10 protein-coding genes and 1 pseudogene are annotated in these 15,650 nt (G+C 71.8%); 6 read left to right on the top strand and 5 right to left on the bottom strand.

The window, feature by feature from the left end; all coding sequences use genetic code 11:
* Window position 1 precedes the first annotated feature (1 nt).
* The 3 genes from ACFZDJ_RS18060 (at window position 2) to ACFZDJ_RS18050 (ending at window position 5,036) form a co-directional block, all read left to right on the top strand.
* Window positions 2-1,651: a sugar ABC transporter substrate-binding protein gene (locus ACFZDJ_RS18060; protein WP_391060064.1), complete on the top strand. Its 1,650-nt coding sequence runs from the start codon at window positions 2-4 to the stop codon at window positions 1,649-1,651.
* Between the two features lie 58 nt (window positions 1,652-1,709).
* A complete protein-coding gene (locus ACFZDJ_RS18055; RefSeq protein ID WP_390936117.1) occupies window positions 1,710-2,879 on the top strand; it encodes a substrate-binding domain-containing protein in 1,170 nt (389 codons plus the stop codon).
* Between the two features lie 186 nt (window positions 2,880-3,065).
* Window positions 3,066-5,036 (top strand): DUF2264 domain-containing protein, encoded by a 1,971-nt coding sequence (locus ACFZDJ_RS18050; protein ID WP_390936115.1) that lies wholly within the window; start codon window positions 3,066-3,068, stop codon window positions 5,034-5,036.
* 13 nt (window positions 5,037-5,049) lie between these two features.
* On the opposite strand, the pseudogene ACFZDJ_RS18045 reads toward ACFZDJ_RS18050, so the two are convergent.
* Window positions 5,050-5,352: pseudogene (locus ACFZDJ_RS18045) on the bottom strand (STAS domain-containing protein); the annotation flags it as partial.
* A gap of 143 nt (window positions 5,353-5,495) precedes the next feature.
* Between ACFZDJ_RS18045 and ACFZDJ_RS18040 the strand changes: the two are divergent.
* Window positions 5,496-7,091: a phosphatase PAP2 family protein gene (locus tag ACFZDJ_RS18040; RefSeq protein WP_391060062.1), complete on the top strand. Its 1,596-nt coding sequence runs from the start codon at window positions 5,496-5,498 to the stop codon at window positions 7,089-7,091.
* 11 nt (window positions 7,092-7,102) lie between these two features.
* Here the strand turns inward: ACFZDJ_RS18040 and ACFZDJ_RS18035 are convergent, their stop codons facing one another.
* Window positions 7,103-8,602 carry a DHA2 family efflux MFS transporter permease subunit gene (locus ACFZDJ_RS18035; RefSeq protein ID WP_390936111.1) on the bottom strand — a complete coding sequence of 500 codons (1,500 nt, stop codon included), beginning with the start codon at window positions 8,600-8,602 and terminating at the stop codon, window positions 7,103-7,105.
* Between the two features lie 239 nt (window positions 8,603-8,841).
* Here ACFZDJ_RS18035 and ACFZDJ_RS18030 point away from each other — a divergent pair, with 239 nt between their 5' ends.
* Both ACFZDJ_RS18030 and ACFZDJ_RS18025 read left to right on the top strand, forming a co-directional pair.
* Entirely contained in the window at window positions 8,842-9,195 is a 354-nt protein-coding gene (locus ACFZDJ_RS18030) for a metalloregulator ArsR/SmtB family transcription factor (RefSeq protein WP_391060060.1), read from the top strand.
* A 5-nt stretch (window positions 9,196-9,200) separates the two neighbouring features.
* Window positions 9,201-9,737, top strand: coding sequence for an SRPBCC domain-containing protein (locus ACFZDJ_RS18025; RefSeq protein ID WP_390936107.1), 537 nt, complete (start codon window positions 9,201-9,203; stop codon window positions 9,735-9,737).
* Between the two features lie 19 nt (window positions 9,738-9,756).
* Here the strand turns inward: ACFZDJ_RS18025 and ACFZDJ_RS18020 are convergent, their stop codons facing one another.
* The 3 genes from ACFZDJ_RS18020 to ACFZDJ_RS18010 are packed head-to-tail and all read right to left on the bottom strand — an operon-like array spanning window position 9,757 to window position 15,612.
* Window positions 9,757-12,582, bottom strand: a complete 2,826-nt coding sequence (locus tag ACFZDJ_RS18020) for an NHLP bacteriocin export ABC transporter permease/ATPase subunit (protein WP_390936105.1) — start codon at window positions 12,580-12,582, stop codon at window positions 9,757-9,759.
* A gap of 1 nt (window position 12,583) precedes the next feature.
* Window positions 12,584-14,806, bottom strand: coding sequence for an NHLP family bacteriocin export ABC transporter peptidase/permease/ATPase subunit (locus ACFZDJ_RS18015; RefSeq protein ID WP_391060058.1), 2,223 nt, complete (start codon window positions 14,804-14,806; stop codon window positions 12,584-12,586).
* Window positions 14,803-15,612, bottom strand: coding sequence for an HlyD family efflux transporter periplasmic adaptor subunit (locus ACFZDJ_RS18010; RefSeq protein ID WP_390936101.1), 810 nt, complete (start codon window positions 15,610-15,612; stop codon window positions 14,803-14,805). Before ACFZDJ_RS18010 ends, ACFZDJ_RS18015 begins: the two co-directional genes overlap by 4 nt.
* Window positions 15,613-15,650: the final 38 nt, after the last annotated feature.

The raw sequence follows: 15,650 nt of genomic DNA, 5'->3' as shown, positions 1-15,650 counted from the left end.
CATGCCCTCCCTGTCCCGGCGCACCCTGCTGCGCTCGATGGCCGTCGGCGGCGCCGCGGTCGCCGCGCCCGGCGCACTGGCCGCCTGTTCGACCGGCTCGGGTGACGGTGACGTCTCCAACGCGGGCAAAAAACTGGCCCCTTGGCCCGTGTACAAGGCGTTCGCCGGCCCGAAGCCCGACCTCGCACCCACCGACGCCGGGGTCCAGGCCGGATACACGGCCTATCCCGGCGACCTGGTCACGGCCGTCTCGCGCACACCGGGCGACGGCTCCACCGTCAAGGTCATGTCGGTGACCTTCGGTACGCCGCCCAAGCCCGCCTCCGCGAACCAGTTCTGGGCGGCGGTCGAGAAGGCGCTCGGTGTGAAGATCGAATACACGATCATCTCGGGGACCGACTACCAGAAGAAGATGGCCACGGTGATGGCCGGTGACCCGGGCGAACTGCCCGACATCATCAACATCTTCTCCGGCTTCGTGCTGCCCCGCGAGGCCCAGTTCGTGCAGCGCAGGGCCGAGGACCTCACCCCGTACCTCTCCGGCGAGGCCATCGCGGCCCATCCCAACCTCGCCAACATCCCCACCCACGCCTGGCGCGACATGGGCCGCGTCGGCGGCCGGATCTACGGCATCCCCCTGGAGCGCCCGCTGCCGGGCTCCACCCTCTGGCTCAACCAGGCCTTCTTCACCGACGCGGGGATGAAGGAGGGCTGGACCTCCCGGGACTTCGCCGCCGTAGCCAAGAAGGGCACCAGCGGCAAGAAGTACGCGCTCGGGGCCGCGACCGGCTCACTGTTCGGCAACGCGGTGCACTCCGCCGCGCACAACGCGCCCCAGGGCTGGTCCGTGGACAAGGACGGCACCTTCCACGCCAACTACGGCGACGAACGCTACAAGGCGGCGGTCGCCTATCAGGCGCAGCTCCGCAGGAACGGCTCCTACCACCCCGACGCCACCTCCCTCTCCCAGCCGGACCTGAGCACGCTCTTCCTCAACGGCACCGTCGGCTCCATGCAGGACGGATTCGGCGGGTACCTCCCCAAGTACCTCGACTCCAAGGGCCTGTTGACCCCGGCCGCCGCGCTGCCGTACAGCGTGGACGGGACACCCGGCGGGATCGTCGCCGGCCGCCGCTCCTTCGGCTACACCGTCCTGAAGAAGGCGAAGAAGGAGCGCATCGAGCTTCTCCTGCGCGTCCTGAACTACCTCGCCGCGCCCTTCGGCAGCAAGGAGTGGGAACTCGTCCACTACGGCGTCGAGGGCACCCACTTCACCCGCGGCAAGGACGGCTCGCCCGAGGCCACCGAGCTCGGTGACGTCGAGAACAACACCAACCTGCCGCTGAAGTACCTCGCCGAGGGGCCCCAGGTGCTGTTCGTGCCGGGCATGCCAGATGCCGTACGCGCCCTGCACGCCTGGCAGATGAAGGTGGTACCGGTGGCGATCCGCAACGCGTCCTTCGGGTTGCAGTCCAGTACGTACACCGCCCGGGGCACCACGCTCAGGGCACTGATGGACGACACCGTCACCGGTGTCATCGCGGGCCGTCTGCCGCTGTCCGAGCTCGACGCGGCCGCGAAGAAGTGGCGCGATCGCGGCGGCGACAGAATGGCCGAGGAGTTCGCGAAGGACTACGCCGCCAACACCTGAGACGGCGGAGCCGGTTGACGGAGAGGCGCGGGGGATGGGCATGGGGATGGGGAGCGACATGACGTCGAAGGGGCGGGTCACGATCCGCGAGGTGGCCGAACGGGCCGGAGTGTCCATGGCCACGGTCTCGCGCGTGCTCAGCGGCAACCATCCGGTGCCCGCGTCCACCAGGGCCCGGGTGCTGCGGGCCGCCCGCGACCTCGACTACGTCGCCAACGCGCACGCCCGCGCCCTGGTCGGCGGCGGCCGCAAGATGGTCGCCGTCGTCCTGCGCCAGGTCACCAGCCCCTTCTACGCCCAGGTCGCCGAGGGCGTGGAGGCGGAGGCCGCCGCCCGCGGCTGGCTCTGCCTGGTCGGTACCACGGGCGGCGATCCCGGGCGCGAGCTGGAGTTCGTCCAGTTGATGCGCGAGGAGGGGGCGCGGCTGGTGATCCTGGTCGGCGGGGTCGTCGAGGACGACGCCTACCGGGAGCGCGTCGCGCACTACGCGCAGGCGCTCGCCTCGTCCGGTGCGCGGCTCGTCCTGTGCGGGAGGCCCGCGCCGGACCCCGACATCCCGGCGCTCGTCGTCGAGTTCGACAACGAGGCCGGGGCGCGCGCGATCACCGGTCATCTGCTCTCCGCCGGCCACCGAAGGATCGTCTTCCTGGGCGGCCTGCCCGGCAACACGGCCCTCGACGCCCGCGTCGCCGGATACCGGGCCGCACTCGCCGAGCACGGCCTGGGCCCCGAGGCCGCCCACGTCGTCGACTGCGGCCTGGGCCGGGCGGCGGGCCACCGCGCGATGACGGAACTGCTCAAGGCGGGAGGGAACCCGGGCCCCGGGGACTGTGCCACCTCGGACGCCGACACCCTCGATACCGCCACCCCGGGGGTCGGCACCCTCGATACCGCCACCCCGGGCACCACCACCCCGGACGTCGGCCCCGCGCGCTTCACCGCGGTCTTCGCCGGGGACGACATGGTCGCCGCCGGAGCACTGCGGGCCATCGCCGACGCCGGGCTGCGCGTGCCCCAGGACATCTCGGTGGTCGGCTACAACGACATTCCGCTCGCCGAGGACTTCAACCCCCCGCTCACCACCGTCCGCACCCCCGCCGAGGAACTCGGCCGCGCCGCCGTCCGCATCGCCCTGCGCGACCCCGAACACGCGGCGGGCGCCCACCACTTGCTCGGCACCCACATCGTCGTGCGCGACAGCGTCCAGCCGCCCCCGCCCGGGGCCTAGGGCCTGTGTGGAGTTGTGATCTGGGCTCGCGGGGCGTGGCACGCACGCTCGCCGCGTTGCCGGAATGTCCTGGTAGCTCCCCTACGAGGACATTCCGGCGCCTTGCGATCGCACGCACCACGCCCCGCTCCCTGATCCAGATCACGACTCCACACAGGCCCTAGAAGACGGAGGATCCACCCCCGTATGACCGTCCCGCATGTGTCGCTCACCGCCCCGACACACCTGCCGCCCCCCGACCCCACCACCTCACCGGTCACCGGTTGGACCCGGGCCCACTGGGAGGCGACCGCCGACCGTCTCCTGGACGGTCTGCTCCCTTACGCCTCACCCACCTCGGCCCAGTACCGGCTCCCCGGCCGGGCCAGTCACTCCGGCCCCTGGTCCGACGGTCTCGAGGGCTACGCACGTTCCTTCCTGCTCGCCGCCTTCCGCATCGCGGGCTCCGGCGGCCGGGTGGGCCCCGCGCTGATCGAGCGCTACGCGGCCGGGCTCACCGCCGGGACGGACCCGCACGGCCCGGACCGGTGGCCGCCCATCACCGATCGGGGTCAGCCCATGGTCGAGGCCGCGTCCGTCGCGATCGCCCTGCACGAGACGCGCCCCTGGATCTGGGACCGCCTCGACGACTCCGTACGCGGCCGTGTCGTGGACTGGCTGAGCGGCTTCATCGGCGCGAGGGTCAACGACTCCAACTGGCGGCTCTTCCAGGTCATCACGGAGGAGTTCCTCGCCTCGGTCGGCGCCCCGCACAGCCGGGACGAGATCGACGCGGGGCTGGCGCGGCTGGGGGACTGGTACCGGGGGGAGGGCTGGTACACGGACGGCGACGGCCGCAAGTTCGACTACTACAACGCCTGGGCCCTGCACCTGTACCCGGTGCTGTGGGCGCGCGTCGCCGGATCGCGTGCCGACCCGGAGCTGGTGGCCGAGCACCGCGCCCGGCTGCGTGAATTCCTCGGCGTCCACCCGTACTTCTTCGGCACGGACGGCGCCCCCGTGCACCAGGGCCGCTCCCTCACCTACCGCTTCGCGACCGCCGCGCCCCTGTGGGCGGGCGTCCTCGCCGACGCGACCCCGCTGGCACCGGGCCTGACCCGACGCCTCGCCTCCGGAGCCCTGAAGCACTTCGCCGAACACGGCGTGCCCGACGAGAAGGGGCTGCTGTCCCTCGGCTGGTACCGCCCCTTTCTCCCGGTCACCCAGCGCTACTCGGGACCCGCCTCCCCGTACTGGGCGAGCAAGGCGTTCCTCGGCCTGCTGCTCCCCGCCGACCACCCTGTGTGGACGGCCCCCGAGGAGCCGGGACCGGTGGATACGGCCGACTCGTGCGTGGCGCTGCCCGTCCCGGGCTGGCTCCTGCACTCGACGGCCGCCGACGGCGTCGTACGCCTGGTGAACCACGGCAGCGACCGGCTGCCGCCCCCGCCCGCACCGGACGAGGACAGCCCGCACTACACGAGGTTCGCCTACGCCAGCGCGGCCGCGCCCGACACCGAGGGGATCGGGATCGGCACCGAGGCCGCCGGGATCGACAACCACCTCGCGCTGGTCGCGACGGACGGCACGCAGTCACGGCGTGGTCGGATCCATCCCCTGGGCGCGGCCGGGCGCCGCGCCGCCTCCTGGCACTCGGCACGTCTTGCGGGCGCCGAGCACCGCATCGAGACGACCAGCGTGGTGCACGGTCCGTGGGAGGTCCGGGTGCACCGGGTGGCGGGGCCGCGTGGCGCGGTCGTACGGGAAGGGGGGTGGGCGCTGGCCGACGACGCCGGGCCGTTGGAGGAGGACACGGGGCCGCGCTGGGCGCGGGCGCGGCGCCCGGACGGGCTGACGAGCGCGGTCGTCGGTCTGCTCGGCTGGGACGCGTCGGGGGAGGGTCTGGTCGCGCGGGCCAGGGACGCCAATGCCTATGGGGTCCATTCGGCGACTCCCCATCTCGCGCTGCCCGTTCACCCCGGTGGGGTCCATCTCCTCGTCACCCTGGTGGTCCTCGGCCGCGATCCCGAACTCGTCGGTGCGAGCGCCCGGGTCACGACCGGGGGCGGGGTTCTGATCCGCTTTCCGGACGGGACGCAGGAGGAACTGCCGGGCGGTCCTGCGGGTGCGTCGACTCCGGTGGTTCCGGGAGGTCGGCCAGCGGCGGAAAGCGGCTGAGCAGGCGCGTGGCGCGCAGGAGGCGGTGGACGCGGGGCCCGTCGCAGACGACGCGGAGCCGCCCACCGCGCTCCCGCGCCCTCGACTCGGCCCGGCACAGTACGCGCAGGCCCGAGCAGTCGAAGAAGACGACCCGGCGCAGATCGACCAGCACGTCCGGCTCGGCCCGGGCCGTCGCGGCCGACAGATGCTCGGCCAGCGCGTCCGCCGTCGCGATGTCGATCTCTCCCGCCACCTCGACCACGGTGAACGGACCGCGCGGATAACTGTGGGCGTGAGAGTTGGCCGAGGGAAGCCCTGAATCTGCGAGGGTCATGTGGTCTCGCTAGCTACCCCGGCCTGGCCGGGAACATCCTCAGGTCGCCACGGACACACTCCTGTTCACTCGAACGGGTGAATATTGGGGACGGTGTATTGACTGGGGGTGCCGAGGCGGCGCGTGTGCCGTACCCGTGGGGCATGAGTGTTCTCGGCGAGTGGGACCGACGGCTGTTCACGCGGGTGGCCGCGGCACGGGTCCCCGGCGCGGATCCGGCGCTGCGACGGCTCAGCCGCTCCGCCGATCACGGACGGCTGTGGCTCGGCACGGCGGCCGGCCTCGCGCTCGTCGGGGGCCGGGCTCCCCGCCGGGCGGCCCTGCGGGGCGTGGGCTCGCTCGCGATCGCCTCGCTGACCGTCAACACGGTCGTGAAGTGGAGCACCCGGCGGCCCCGTCCGCTGCTGGAGCACGTGCCGTCGATCCGGCACCTGAAGCGTCAGCCCCACACCACCTCCTTCCCCTCCGGCCACTCCGCCTCGGCCGCGGCGTTCGCCACCGGAGTCGCCCTGGAGTCGACCGGATACGGCGCCCTGGTCGCGCCCTTCGCGGCCGCCGTCGCCTTCTCGCGGGTGTACGTCGGAGTGCACTACCCCGCAGACGTGCTGGCCGGGATGGCGATCGGTGTCGCAGCCGCCGCGCTCACCTGCCGCTGGTGGCCGCCGCGCCCCGCGCTCCCGGCGCGCGAACGGCCCGCGGCGCCCGCGCCCGCGCTGCCCGGCGGCGAAGGACTCGTCGTCTTCGTCAACACCCCGTCCGGGACGGGGGCGCCCGGCACACCGTTGCCGCCCGCCGAGCGGCTGCGCAACCTGCTGCCGCGGGCCGAGCTGGTCGAGCGCGGCCCGGACGACGACTTCGCCGCGCTGCTGGAGCGGGCGGTGGACAGGGCGGTCGAGCGGGCCGGGGCGGTGGGCGGTGCGCTCGGTGTGTGCGGGGGCGACGGCAGCGTCAACGCGGCGGCCCGCGCGGCGGCCGGGCGGGGGCTCGCACTCGCGGTGTTCCCCGGCGGCACCCTCAACCACTTCGCCCAGGACGTCGGCGTACGGGATGCCGAGGACACCGCCGTCGCGCTCGCGCGGGGCGAGGCGGTGGCCGTGGACTTCGGCGTGGCCCGGTCGGCTGCGGGTCACGAGGTGCGGTTCCTCAACACCTTCAGCATCGGCCTGTACCCCGAACTCGTACGGATGCGGGAGCACTTGGAGCGGCGCCTGGGCAAGTGGCCGGCGGCGGCCGTCGCCCTTGTCCGGGTGCTGCGCACCGCGACCCCGGTGGAACTGAGCGTCAATGGACGTCACCGGCGTCTGTGGCTGCTCTTCGCGGGCAACAGCCGCTACGAACCCCAGGGCTTCGCTCCCGCCTGCCGGCCCCGCCTGGACGACGGGCTGATCGACCTGCGCCTGATCGACGGCGAACACCGGCTCGCCCGCACCCGGGTGATCGTCTCCGCGCTCACCGGCACGCTCGGCCGGTCCCGGGTCTATGGAGCGGAGGTGGTCCCATGGGTCGAGCTGGCGGAGCTCGGAGGGACGGACACACTCGCCTACGACGGTGAAGTCGCGCCCGCGCCGCCCGGGTTGAGGCTGGAGAAGGAACGGCGGGCGCTCGTCGTGTACCGGCCCTGCGGAGCACGGAACGAGCCGGTCCAGCAGGCCCGGCCGGCCGCCGCGACCGCCCGCCGCGGCAGACGTGGGAGGGGCCGCCGTCTCCCTGCAGACGGCGGCCCCTCGGTCTGGGGATGATCACACGGGGCTTACATGTGGACGGCCCGCACGGCGTCCGGGTCCGCCTCCAGGGTTCCGCGGCGGTAGAGCAGGAACGCGATCACCGCGCCCGCGGCGAAGAAGCCCGCCGACCACCAGAAGGCGGTGGTGTAGCTCTCGATCGTCGCCTGCGCCTGGACCAGCTTGCTGGTCGCGTCCTTGCCGGCGAGATAGCTCGTCGCGGCGCTCGCGGCCAGCGTGTTCAGCAGCGCTGTACCGATCGAACCGCCCACCTGCTGCATGGTGTTGACCGTCGCGGAGGCGACACCCGCGTCCTCCGCCGCGATCCCACTGGTGGCCAGCGACATGGCGGGCGGCATCACGATGCCGAGGCCCGCGCCGATCAGCAGCAGCTGCGGCAGTACGGCGGTCGAGAAGTCGGAGGCGACTGCGATGCCGGTCAGCCAGGCCATGCCGCCCACCGCGATCGCGAAGCCCGCCGGGATGACGACCTTCGGTCCGATCCGCGGCACCAGGATGGTGGTGGAGACCTGGGCCATGACCATCAGGGCCGCCATCATCGGCAGGAACGCCACACCTGTCTTGGTGGGGCTGAAGCCCAGGTTCAGCTGCAGGTAGTAGGTGAGGAAGAGGAAGACGCCGAACATGCCCGCGCCGGTGATCAGAACGGTGACGAAGGACGCGGCACGGTTGCGGTCGAGCAGCACACGCATCGGCAGCAGCGGGTGCTCGGCGCGCGTCTGCCACCAGCCGAACGCGCTCAGCAGGAGGCCACCGGCGATGAGGAAGCCCCAGGTCTGGGGCGAACTCCAGTCATGTGTCTCGGCGTTGGAGAAGCCGTAGACGAGGGCGAAGAGACCGGAGGAGACCAGCAGCGTGCCCGGCAGGTCGAGCTTGGAGTTCGCCGCGTCACGGTGATTGCTCAGCAGCACCCAGCCACCGGCGAAGGCGACGACCGCGAAGACGAGGTTGACGAACAGCGTCCAGCGCCAGTCGAGCGCGTCGGTCAGCACACCGCCGAGCAGGAGGCCCACCGCGCCACCGGCGCCGGCGATCGCCCCGTAGACGCTGAACGCCTTCGCGCGTTCCTTGGCGTCGGTGAACGTCGTGTTCAGCAGCGAGAGCGCGGCGGGCGCGAGCAGCGCGCCGAAGACACCCTGCAGGGCGCGCGCGGTGACCAGCATCCCGAAGCTGGTGGAGGCGCCGCCGAGCACCGAGGCTCCGGCGAATCCGGCGATACCGATGAGGAAGGCGGGCTTGCGCCCGAAGAGGTCGGCGATGCGTCCGCCGAGCAGCAGCAAGGAGGCGAAGGCCAGCGAGTACGCCGTGACGATCCACTGCCGGTTGCCGTCGGAGAAGCCGAGGTCCGCCTGCGCGGAGGGAAGGGCGATGTTCACGATGGTGGCGTCGAGGACCACCATCAGCTGCGCGATGCCGATGATCGCGAGGATCCACCACCGCTTCGACGATGGAGTGGACGAGCCGTCCACGGCGCCCTTGCGGGCACCTTCGGTCAGGGTCTGGGACATGGGAGAACCACTCCAGGGAAGTCGCTCAGGGGGTACAGGAACGTAAACGAAACTGTTTCGTACACGTCGAGATTAGAACACCGCCAGCGAAACGGCAACGTTTCGCTGGCGGTGGCGGGTGAGGCGGGCGTCACAGTGGTCGCCGGGGCCCGTTGTCTTCGTGGCGTGACTTCGCGGCTCCGCGGCAAGGTGGCGTGTATGCCTTGACGGGAATATAACCACCAAGGCATATTGAGGCCATGTCCGACGCCACCCTCTGGACCGCTCTCGCCGACCCCCACCGTCGTACGATCGTCGCGCTGCTCCTTGAGCGCCCGCGGCCGGTCGGGGAGATCACGGAGGCGTGCGGTCTGAGCCAGCCGAGCACGTCGAAGCATCTGCGGGTGCTCCGGGACGCGGGCCTGGTGCGCGTACGACAGGACGCGCAACGCCGTGTGTACACCCTCGACCCGGCTCCGATCGCCGCACTCGACGCCTGGCTGACCCCGTACCGGAAGCTGTGGAACGAGAGCCTGGACGCCCTCGGCCGCCGCCTGGACAGGACGGCGGAGGAGCCGTCGGACACCCCGCAAGCCCCCACCCCTAAGGACTGAGCCGCATGTCCCCCGAACCCACCGCGCTCACCGGCACCTATCTCACCCTCGACGACGGCCGCCCCGCCGTCCGCTTCAGCCGCACCTACGACCACCCCGTCGAGCGCGTCTGGCGGTTCGTGACCGACCCGGACGAACTGGTCGAGTGGTTCCCGTCCCGGGCGGAGATCGAGCTGCGCCCCGGCGGCACGATCAGGTTCAGCGGCGACCCGAACATGCCCGAGTCCACGGGCCGGGTCCTCGCCGTCGACCCGCCCCGGCACCTCTCCTTCGACTGGGGCGGCGACGAGCTCCGCTTCGACCTCGACGCCCTGGACGAGAAGCGCACCCACTTCACCCTCACCCACGTCCTCGCGGCCGAGAACACCGCCGCCCGCAACGGCGCCGGCTGGGAGGTGTGCCTCGCCGCCCTGGACGCGAAGGCCCGCGACGAACGCTTCGAGGGCCCGCACGCCGGGGCCACCGCGTCCTGGAAGGAGATCTACGCCCGATATGTCGAGGCGGGGATCCCGTCCGGCGCCCCGGTGCCGGGAATGGACTGACGGCTCCCCGTGGGCGGCTTCAGGCCAGCTGCCGTCGCACCAGCTCGTGCAGCCGCCCGCCCGTGTCCGCGAGCAGGTGCGCGGGCGGGCCCTGCTGGGCGACCCGGCCGCCCTCCATCACGATGACGCGGTCCGCGTCCATCACCGTGGACAGCCGGTGCGCGATCACGATCCGGGTGGCGTTGAGCGCCCGGGTGCTCTCGATGACCGTGCGCTGGGTCTCGTTGTCGAGCGCGCTGGTCGCCTCGTCGAAGAAGAGGATGCGGGGCCGGCGGATCAGCGCCTGGGCGATCATCAGGCGTTGACGCTGGCCGCCCGAGATCGCGCCGCTGCCGGAGACGATGGTGTGCAGCCCCATCGGCATCCGCTTGATGTCCTCGGCCAGGCCGGCCATCTCGGCCGCCGCCATCGCCTCCTCGGGCGTGTACGGCTCGGTGCCGCAGATGCAGTCCAGGATCGAGCCGGTGAACGGCTGGGCGTGCTGGAGCACCACCCCGCACTGACGGCGTACGGCGGACTGGTCGAGCGCCCCCAGATCCTGCCCGTCGTAGAGCACACTGCCCGAGACCGGCTTGTCGAAGCCGATCAGCAGCCGCAGCAGCGTGGACTTTCCGCAGCCGCTGGGGCCGACGATCGCCACGAACTCGCCGGGCCTGATGTCGAACGACACGTCGTCCAGGACCAGCGGACCGTCGTCGGCGTACCGGAAGGACAGCCGCCGGGCCTCGATCGCGCCGGACAGCACACCGGGGCGGGTGCTCGCGACCCGGACCTCCGGCGTGGCGTCGAGCACCGGCTTGATCTCCTCGAACATCGGCAGCGCGGCCGCCGCCGACACGAACGCGCCGGTCACCTGGGTGACCGAGGTCAGCAGCATCGTCATCGACGTGCTGAAGGTCAGGAAGTCGGCGGCCGACAGCGAGCCGCGCGCCGGACCCGCGAGCAGCATGAACATCAGCAGCGAGCACAGCGGCAGATACACCGCGCCCATCACCGTCGTGAGGTTCTTGATGCGGCCGACCTTCTGCTGGAGTTCACGGCTGCGCGCGAACTCGCCCGCCCAGGCGGCGTACGCGTAGTTCTCGGCCGCCGCGACCCGCAGCTTGGGCAGACCGCGCAGGGTCTGGAACGCCTGGTTGTTCAGCTTGTTGCTGAGCACGACCAGGCGGCGCTGCCAGCGCACCTGCCACAGTCCGAGCCCGAGGAACGCGGCCGCGATGACGACGAGCATGCCGATCGCGGCAAGCGCCAGGGGCACGCTGTACCAAAGGAGCAGCCCCAGGTTCATCGCGCCGACCGTGCCCGCCTGCGCGAGCGTCGGTCCGACGCCCGCGAGGAGGCGGCGGATCGCGCTGATGCCCATGGCGGCGCTGGCCAGCTCACCCGTCGAGCGGGACGTGAAGAACTTCGTCGGCAGCCTCAGCAGCCGGTCCCACACGGCAGGTTGGAGCGTCGCCTCGATCCGCCCCTCCATCCGCAGCAGCGTGAGGTTCTGCAGCAGCATGAACGCCGCCGACACGATGCTGGTGACCATGATGGCCAGACAGACCTGCACGATCAGACCGTGCTGGGCCTTGGGCACGTACTCGCCGAGCACCTTGCCGGTGGCGATCGGCACCAGCGCGCCGATCGCGACGGTGACGAGACCGCTGATCGCGAGGTTGCGCAGATCGCCACCCGTGCCCTGCAGGCAGAAGCGCAGCAGCCGTAGCGGGCTCATCTTCCGCTCGGGCAGCGGACGGTAGAACATCACGGCCCGCGGCTCGAACTCCGGCGCGTTGGCCTTCTCGACCGGGGTCTCCCGGCCCGACGACGGCTGTACGGCCACGTATCCGCCGCGCCGCCACAACAGCGCGACCGGGGAACCCGACACCGCACGGTGGCCCACCAGCGGACCGATGTTGTCGCGCCACCAGCGCCCGTCGAGGCGTACGGCACGGGTGCGGACGCGCGAGGCGAGCGCGATCCGCTCCACCGGGTCGAGCCGGTCGCTCTCCGTGCCGCTCTGCGCGGGCTCGGCGAGCGTGATCCCGGACGCGTGGGCGACCAGCTTGCAAGCCGCGTACGTGGCGTCCGCGTCGGCCGTCGTCGGGCGCTTCGACTGCTTGCCGATCGACGCCAGCAGGGTCCGGTCGGCCTGGGCGCGGACGGCCTCGCCCGCCTTGATGCCCGCCGCCGTACGGTCCTCGTGGCTGGCCTCCAACTGCTCGATCCAGCGGTCGAGGGTGGACAGCAGCCGGTACTGCTGGTCGACCATGCCCTGCCAGACACCGGAGTCCATCAGCAGATCGGCCGCCGCCTCGGCGCCGTACAGCGAGCCGTACTGGACACTCCCGGGCGGCACCTGCATCCAGAAGACGTCGTCGTCGGTGAGCGCGGCGGCGTTCTCCGTGGCCATGGGCGCCTGGAAGAGAATGGAGAGGCTGCGGCCGACGCCGAGGGCGAGGGCGTACTCCAGCGGGCTCGACGTCGGCGGCACGTACTGGGGGTTGCCGTACTCGTCGTAGGACCAGGTCTGGGTGTCCACCGGCTGGTACAGCTCGCGCAGCACGATCCGGCGCACCACACAGTCCCGCAACGGCCGCCCCACGAGGGTGTGTTGCGGGCCGGCGACCGGGCCGAGCAGCAGGGAGCCCGCTTCGAGGCGGCCGAGGTGGTGCCAGTGGCCCTGCTCGACGGCGTCCACCGCGAACAGGTCCATGGCGCCCGCCGCCACCAGCCAGAGGACCTGTGGTCCTTCCAGATCGAGGCGGCCGAGGCCGGAGCAGTCGACCGGCGTACCCATGCCGCCGAGCGCGCCGAGGACGAGGTCTCCTTCGCGTGCGCTCTCGTGAACCGTGGTCATCTCATCGCTCCTTGACCAGCTCGGCGTACGGACCGCCGGCCGCCACCAGGGCGTCGTGCCGCCCGCGTTCCACGATCGTGCCGTGCTGGAGCACGACGATCTCGTCGCTGTCGCGCACGGTGCTGAGCCGGTGCGCGATCACCACACAGGCGCAGCCGCGCTTGCGCAGGTTGTCGATGACGGTCTGCTCGGTCTCGGCGTCCAGCGCGCTGGTCACCTCGTCGAGGACCAGGATGCTGGGCCGGCGCACCAACGCCCTCGCGATCTCCAGGCGTTGGCGCTGGCCACCGGAGAAGTTGCGGCCGTCCTGCTCGACCCGGCTGTGGATGCCACCGGGGCGGCGCGTGACGACGTCGTACAGCGCCGCGTCCTCCAGCGCCGCGACCACGGCCTCGTCGGGGATGGACGGATCCCACAGGGCCACGTTGTCGCGGACCGTCCCCTCGAACAGGAACACGTCCTGGTCGACGAAGGAGACGGAGGCGGCGAGCGCGCCGCGCGGGATGTCCTCCAGCCGCTGACCGTCGATGCGGATCGTGCCCTCCCACGGGGCGTACAGGCCCGAAATGAGCCTGGAGACCGTGGACTTGCCGCTGCCCGAGCCGCCGACCAGGGCCACCTGCTGGCCCGGGCCGACCGTCAGTGAGAAGCCGGTGAGCAGGGGTTTGTCGAGCGGGCTGTAGCCGAACGTGATGTTCTCCAGCTCGACATGACCCTGGAGCCGGCGGGTGGACTCGCCGCTGCCGGAGCGGGCGTAGAGCGGGTCGGCCTGGAAGTTCTCGACATCCTTGAGACGGGCCACGTCGGCGGCGAAGTCCTGAATGCGGCCCGCGACGCCGTTGAGCCGGGTGAGGGGCGCGGTGAAGCGGGTGACCAGGGCCTGGAAGGCGACCAGCAGGCCGACCGAGATATGGCCCTCGACCGCCCGCATACCGCCGATCCAGAGAATCAGCGCGGAGTTGAGCGTCGCCAGGGTCGGTGCGACCACGCCCAGCCAGGCGCTCGGCACCCCGAGGCGTTGCTGCTCCTCCAGGGTGGTCGCGTGCTGGCCCGCCCACTTGCGGAAGTAGCCGTCCTCCCCGCCGGTCGCCTTCATCGTCTCGATCAACTGGAGGCCGGTGTAGGCGGTGTTGGTGAGGCGCGCGTTGTCGGCGCGCAGCTTCGCCGTGCGGGTCGCGCGCAGCCGGATCACCACGCGCATCGCGACCACGTTGAGCAGCGCGACACCGATGCCCACGGCCGTGAGCTGCGGGTCGTAGGTGTAGAGGAGCACCGCGTACAGGACGACCACGATCGCGTCCACGCCGGCCGCCGCGAGGTCGCGGGCCAGGGTCTCGGCCACCGCGTCGTTCGACTGGAGCCGCTGCACCAGGTCGGCCGGGCTGCGCTGGGAGAAGAAGGTGACGGGCAGCCGCAGCAGATGGCGCAGGAAGCGGGCGCTGGAGAGGGTGGAGGAGATGATCCGACCGTGCAGCAGGTTCGCCTGTTGCAGCCAGGTCAGTACGACGGTCAGCGCCACACAGGCGCCCATCGACGCGAACAGCACGCCCAGCAGCGAGGTCCGGCCGCCGATCAGATACGTGTCGATGTACGTCCGGCTCAGCGCGGGCACCGCCGCCCCGACCGCGACCAGCAGCAGGCTCGCCAGCACGGCCGCGGGCATCGTGCCCGAGGTGCCGCGCAGCCGGGCCGGCATGGCACCCAGGACGCCCGGCTTGCGGCCGCCCTTGCGGAAGTCGGGCCCCGGCTCCATGACCAGCACCACACCCGTGAAGCTGGTGTCGAAGTCCTCCATCGGCACGAAACGGCGGCCCTTGCCGGGGTCGTTGATGTGCACGCCGCGCCGTCCGAAACGGCGGCCCATGCCGTCGTAGACGACGTAGTGGTTGAACTCCCAGAACAGGATCGCGGGCGCCTTCACCTCGGCGAGCGCGGCCATGTCCATCTGCATGCCCTTGGCCGTGAGGCCGTAACTGCGCGCCGCCTTCAGCAGGTTGCTGGCGCGCGAGCCGTCCCGGGAGACACCGCACGCGATGCGCAGCTCTTCGAGGGGGATGTGCCGGCCGTAGTGGCCGAGCACCATCGCGAGGGAGGCGGCGCCGCACTCCACGGCCTCCATCTGGAGGACGGTGGGGGTGCGGACCGCCTTCCCCTTCGCCTTGGGGACCGTGCGCTTGGGCGGTGCGGTGCGGCGTCTGCTCCGGGTGTCTGGTGCGGTGGTCACGGCAGGAGCCAATCGACGGGGCGCTGATCGGCCAGGCGGATCGAACCCGTGGCCAGGGTCATGGAGGTGAGCGCGAACGGCGGCCCGTCCGCCGAGGACCACTTCAGACCGCTCTTCGTCGCGGCGGAGTGGTCGAGGCGGACCAGGACGGCCACCGGCCTGCCCTTCTTGGTGAACTGCTCGCCCAGTTGGCTGTCACCGAGGAAGGAGGAGATCTGCTGGGGGGTCTGCACGCTCCGGCCGACCGCCTTCACATGGCCGCGCAGCACTCCGTACTGCTGGGTCGGCACCGACTGGACGGTGAGGTCGACCGCGGCGTTTGCGGGGATGGTGGCGGCGCTCTCGGCGGGGACGTACACCGTCGCGTAGAGCGGGTCGTCGGCGTGGGCGACCTTCTCCACGGCGGCGACGTTCGCGCCGGTCGAGATGATCGCGCCGATGGTGGCGGCGAGCGCGGTGACGCGGCCCGCGGCGACCGTGCGGACGACGGTCGTGCCGCCCTGCGCTGTACGGACCTTGAGCACAGGCGCGTTCGCGGGCAGTCGCTCACCCTCCTGCGCGACGACCTCGGTGACCTGCCCGGCGACGGGGCTCTGCAGGACGTAACTGCCCTCGCCGTGGGTGAGGACGGCCGGCGCGCTCACGGTGGACGCCACCGTGCCCGTGACAGCCCAGACGGACGCCGCCGCCATGACGACCACCGTCACCGACAGGGCGAGCCAGCCCTGGGGGCGCGCGAAGCGCACCGGAAGGTCGAGCTCTTCGGGCGACTGCAGCTTGGCGAGGGCCTGTTGGCGGAACTGCACGGGACTTCCCTCACCTGTTCGAGAGGTTTATGGCATCC

It is taken from the genome of Streptomyces sp. NPDC007896 (genome assembly GCF_042959425.1).
Taxonomy (GTDB): Bacteria; Actinomycetota; Actinomycetes; order Streptomycetales; family Streptomycetaceae; genus Streptomyces.
Note: the sequence above shows the minus strand (reverse complement) of the source record. Positions and strands in the feature narration are given on the sequence as shown.

Bases quoted from the DNA above. Each gene is read 5' to 3' on its own strand.
- ACFZDJ_RS18030 (WP_391060060.1), top strand. From the start codon at position 8,842: ATGTCCGACGCCACCCTCTGGACCGCTCTCGCCGACCCCCACCGTCGT.
- ACFZDJ_RS18055 (WP_390936117.1), top strand. From the start codon at position 1,710: ATGACGTCGAAGGGGCGGGTCACGATCCGCGAGGTGGCCGAACGGGCC.
- ACFZDJ_RS18025 (WP_390936107.1), top strand. From the start codon at position 9,201: ATGTCCCCCGAACCCACCGCGCTCACCGGCACCTATCTCACCCTCGAC.
- ACFZDJ_RS18020 (WP_390936105.1), bottom strand. From the start codon at position 12,582: ATGACCACGGTTCACGAGAGCGCACGCGAAGGAGACCTCGTCCTCGGC.
- ACFZDJ_RS18050 (WP_390936115.1), top strand. From the start codon at position 3,066: ATGACCGTCCCGCATGTGTCGCTCACCGCCCCGACACACCTGCCGCCC.
- ACFZDJ_RS18060 (WP_391060064.1), top strand. From the start codon at position 2: ATGCCCTCCCTGTCCCGGCGCACCCTGCTGCGCTCGATGGCCGTCGGC.
- ACFZDJ_RS18035 (WP_390936111.1), bottom strand. From the start codon at position 8,602: ATGTCCCAGACCCTGACCGAAGGTGCCCGCAAGGGCGCCGTGGACGGC.
- ACFZDJ_RS18040 (WP_391060062.1), top strand. From the start codon at position 5,496: ATGAGTGTTCTCGGCGAGTGGGACCGACGGCTGTTCACGCGGGTGGCC.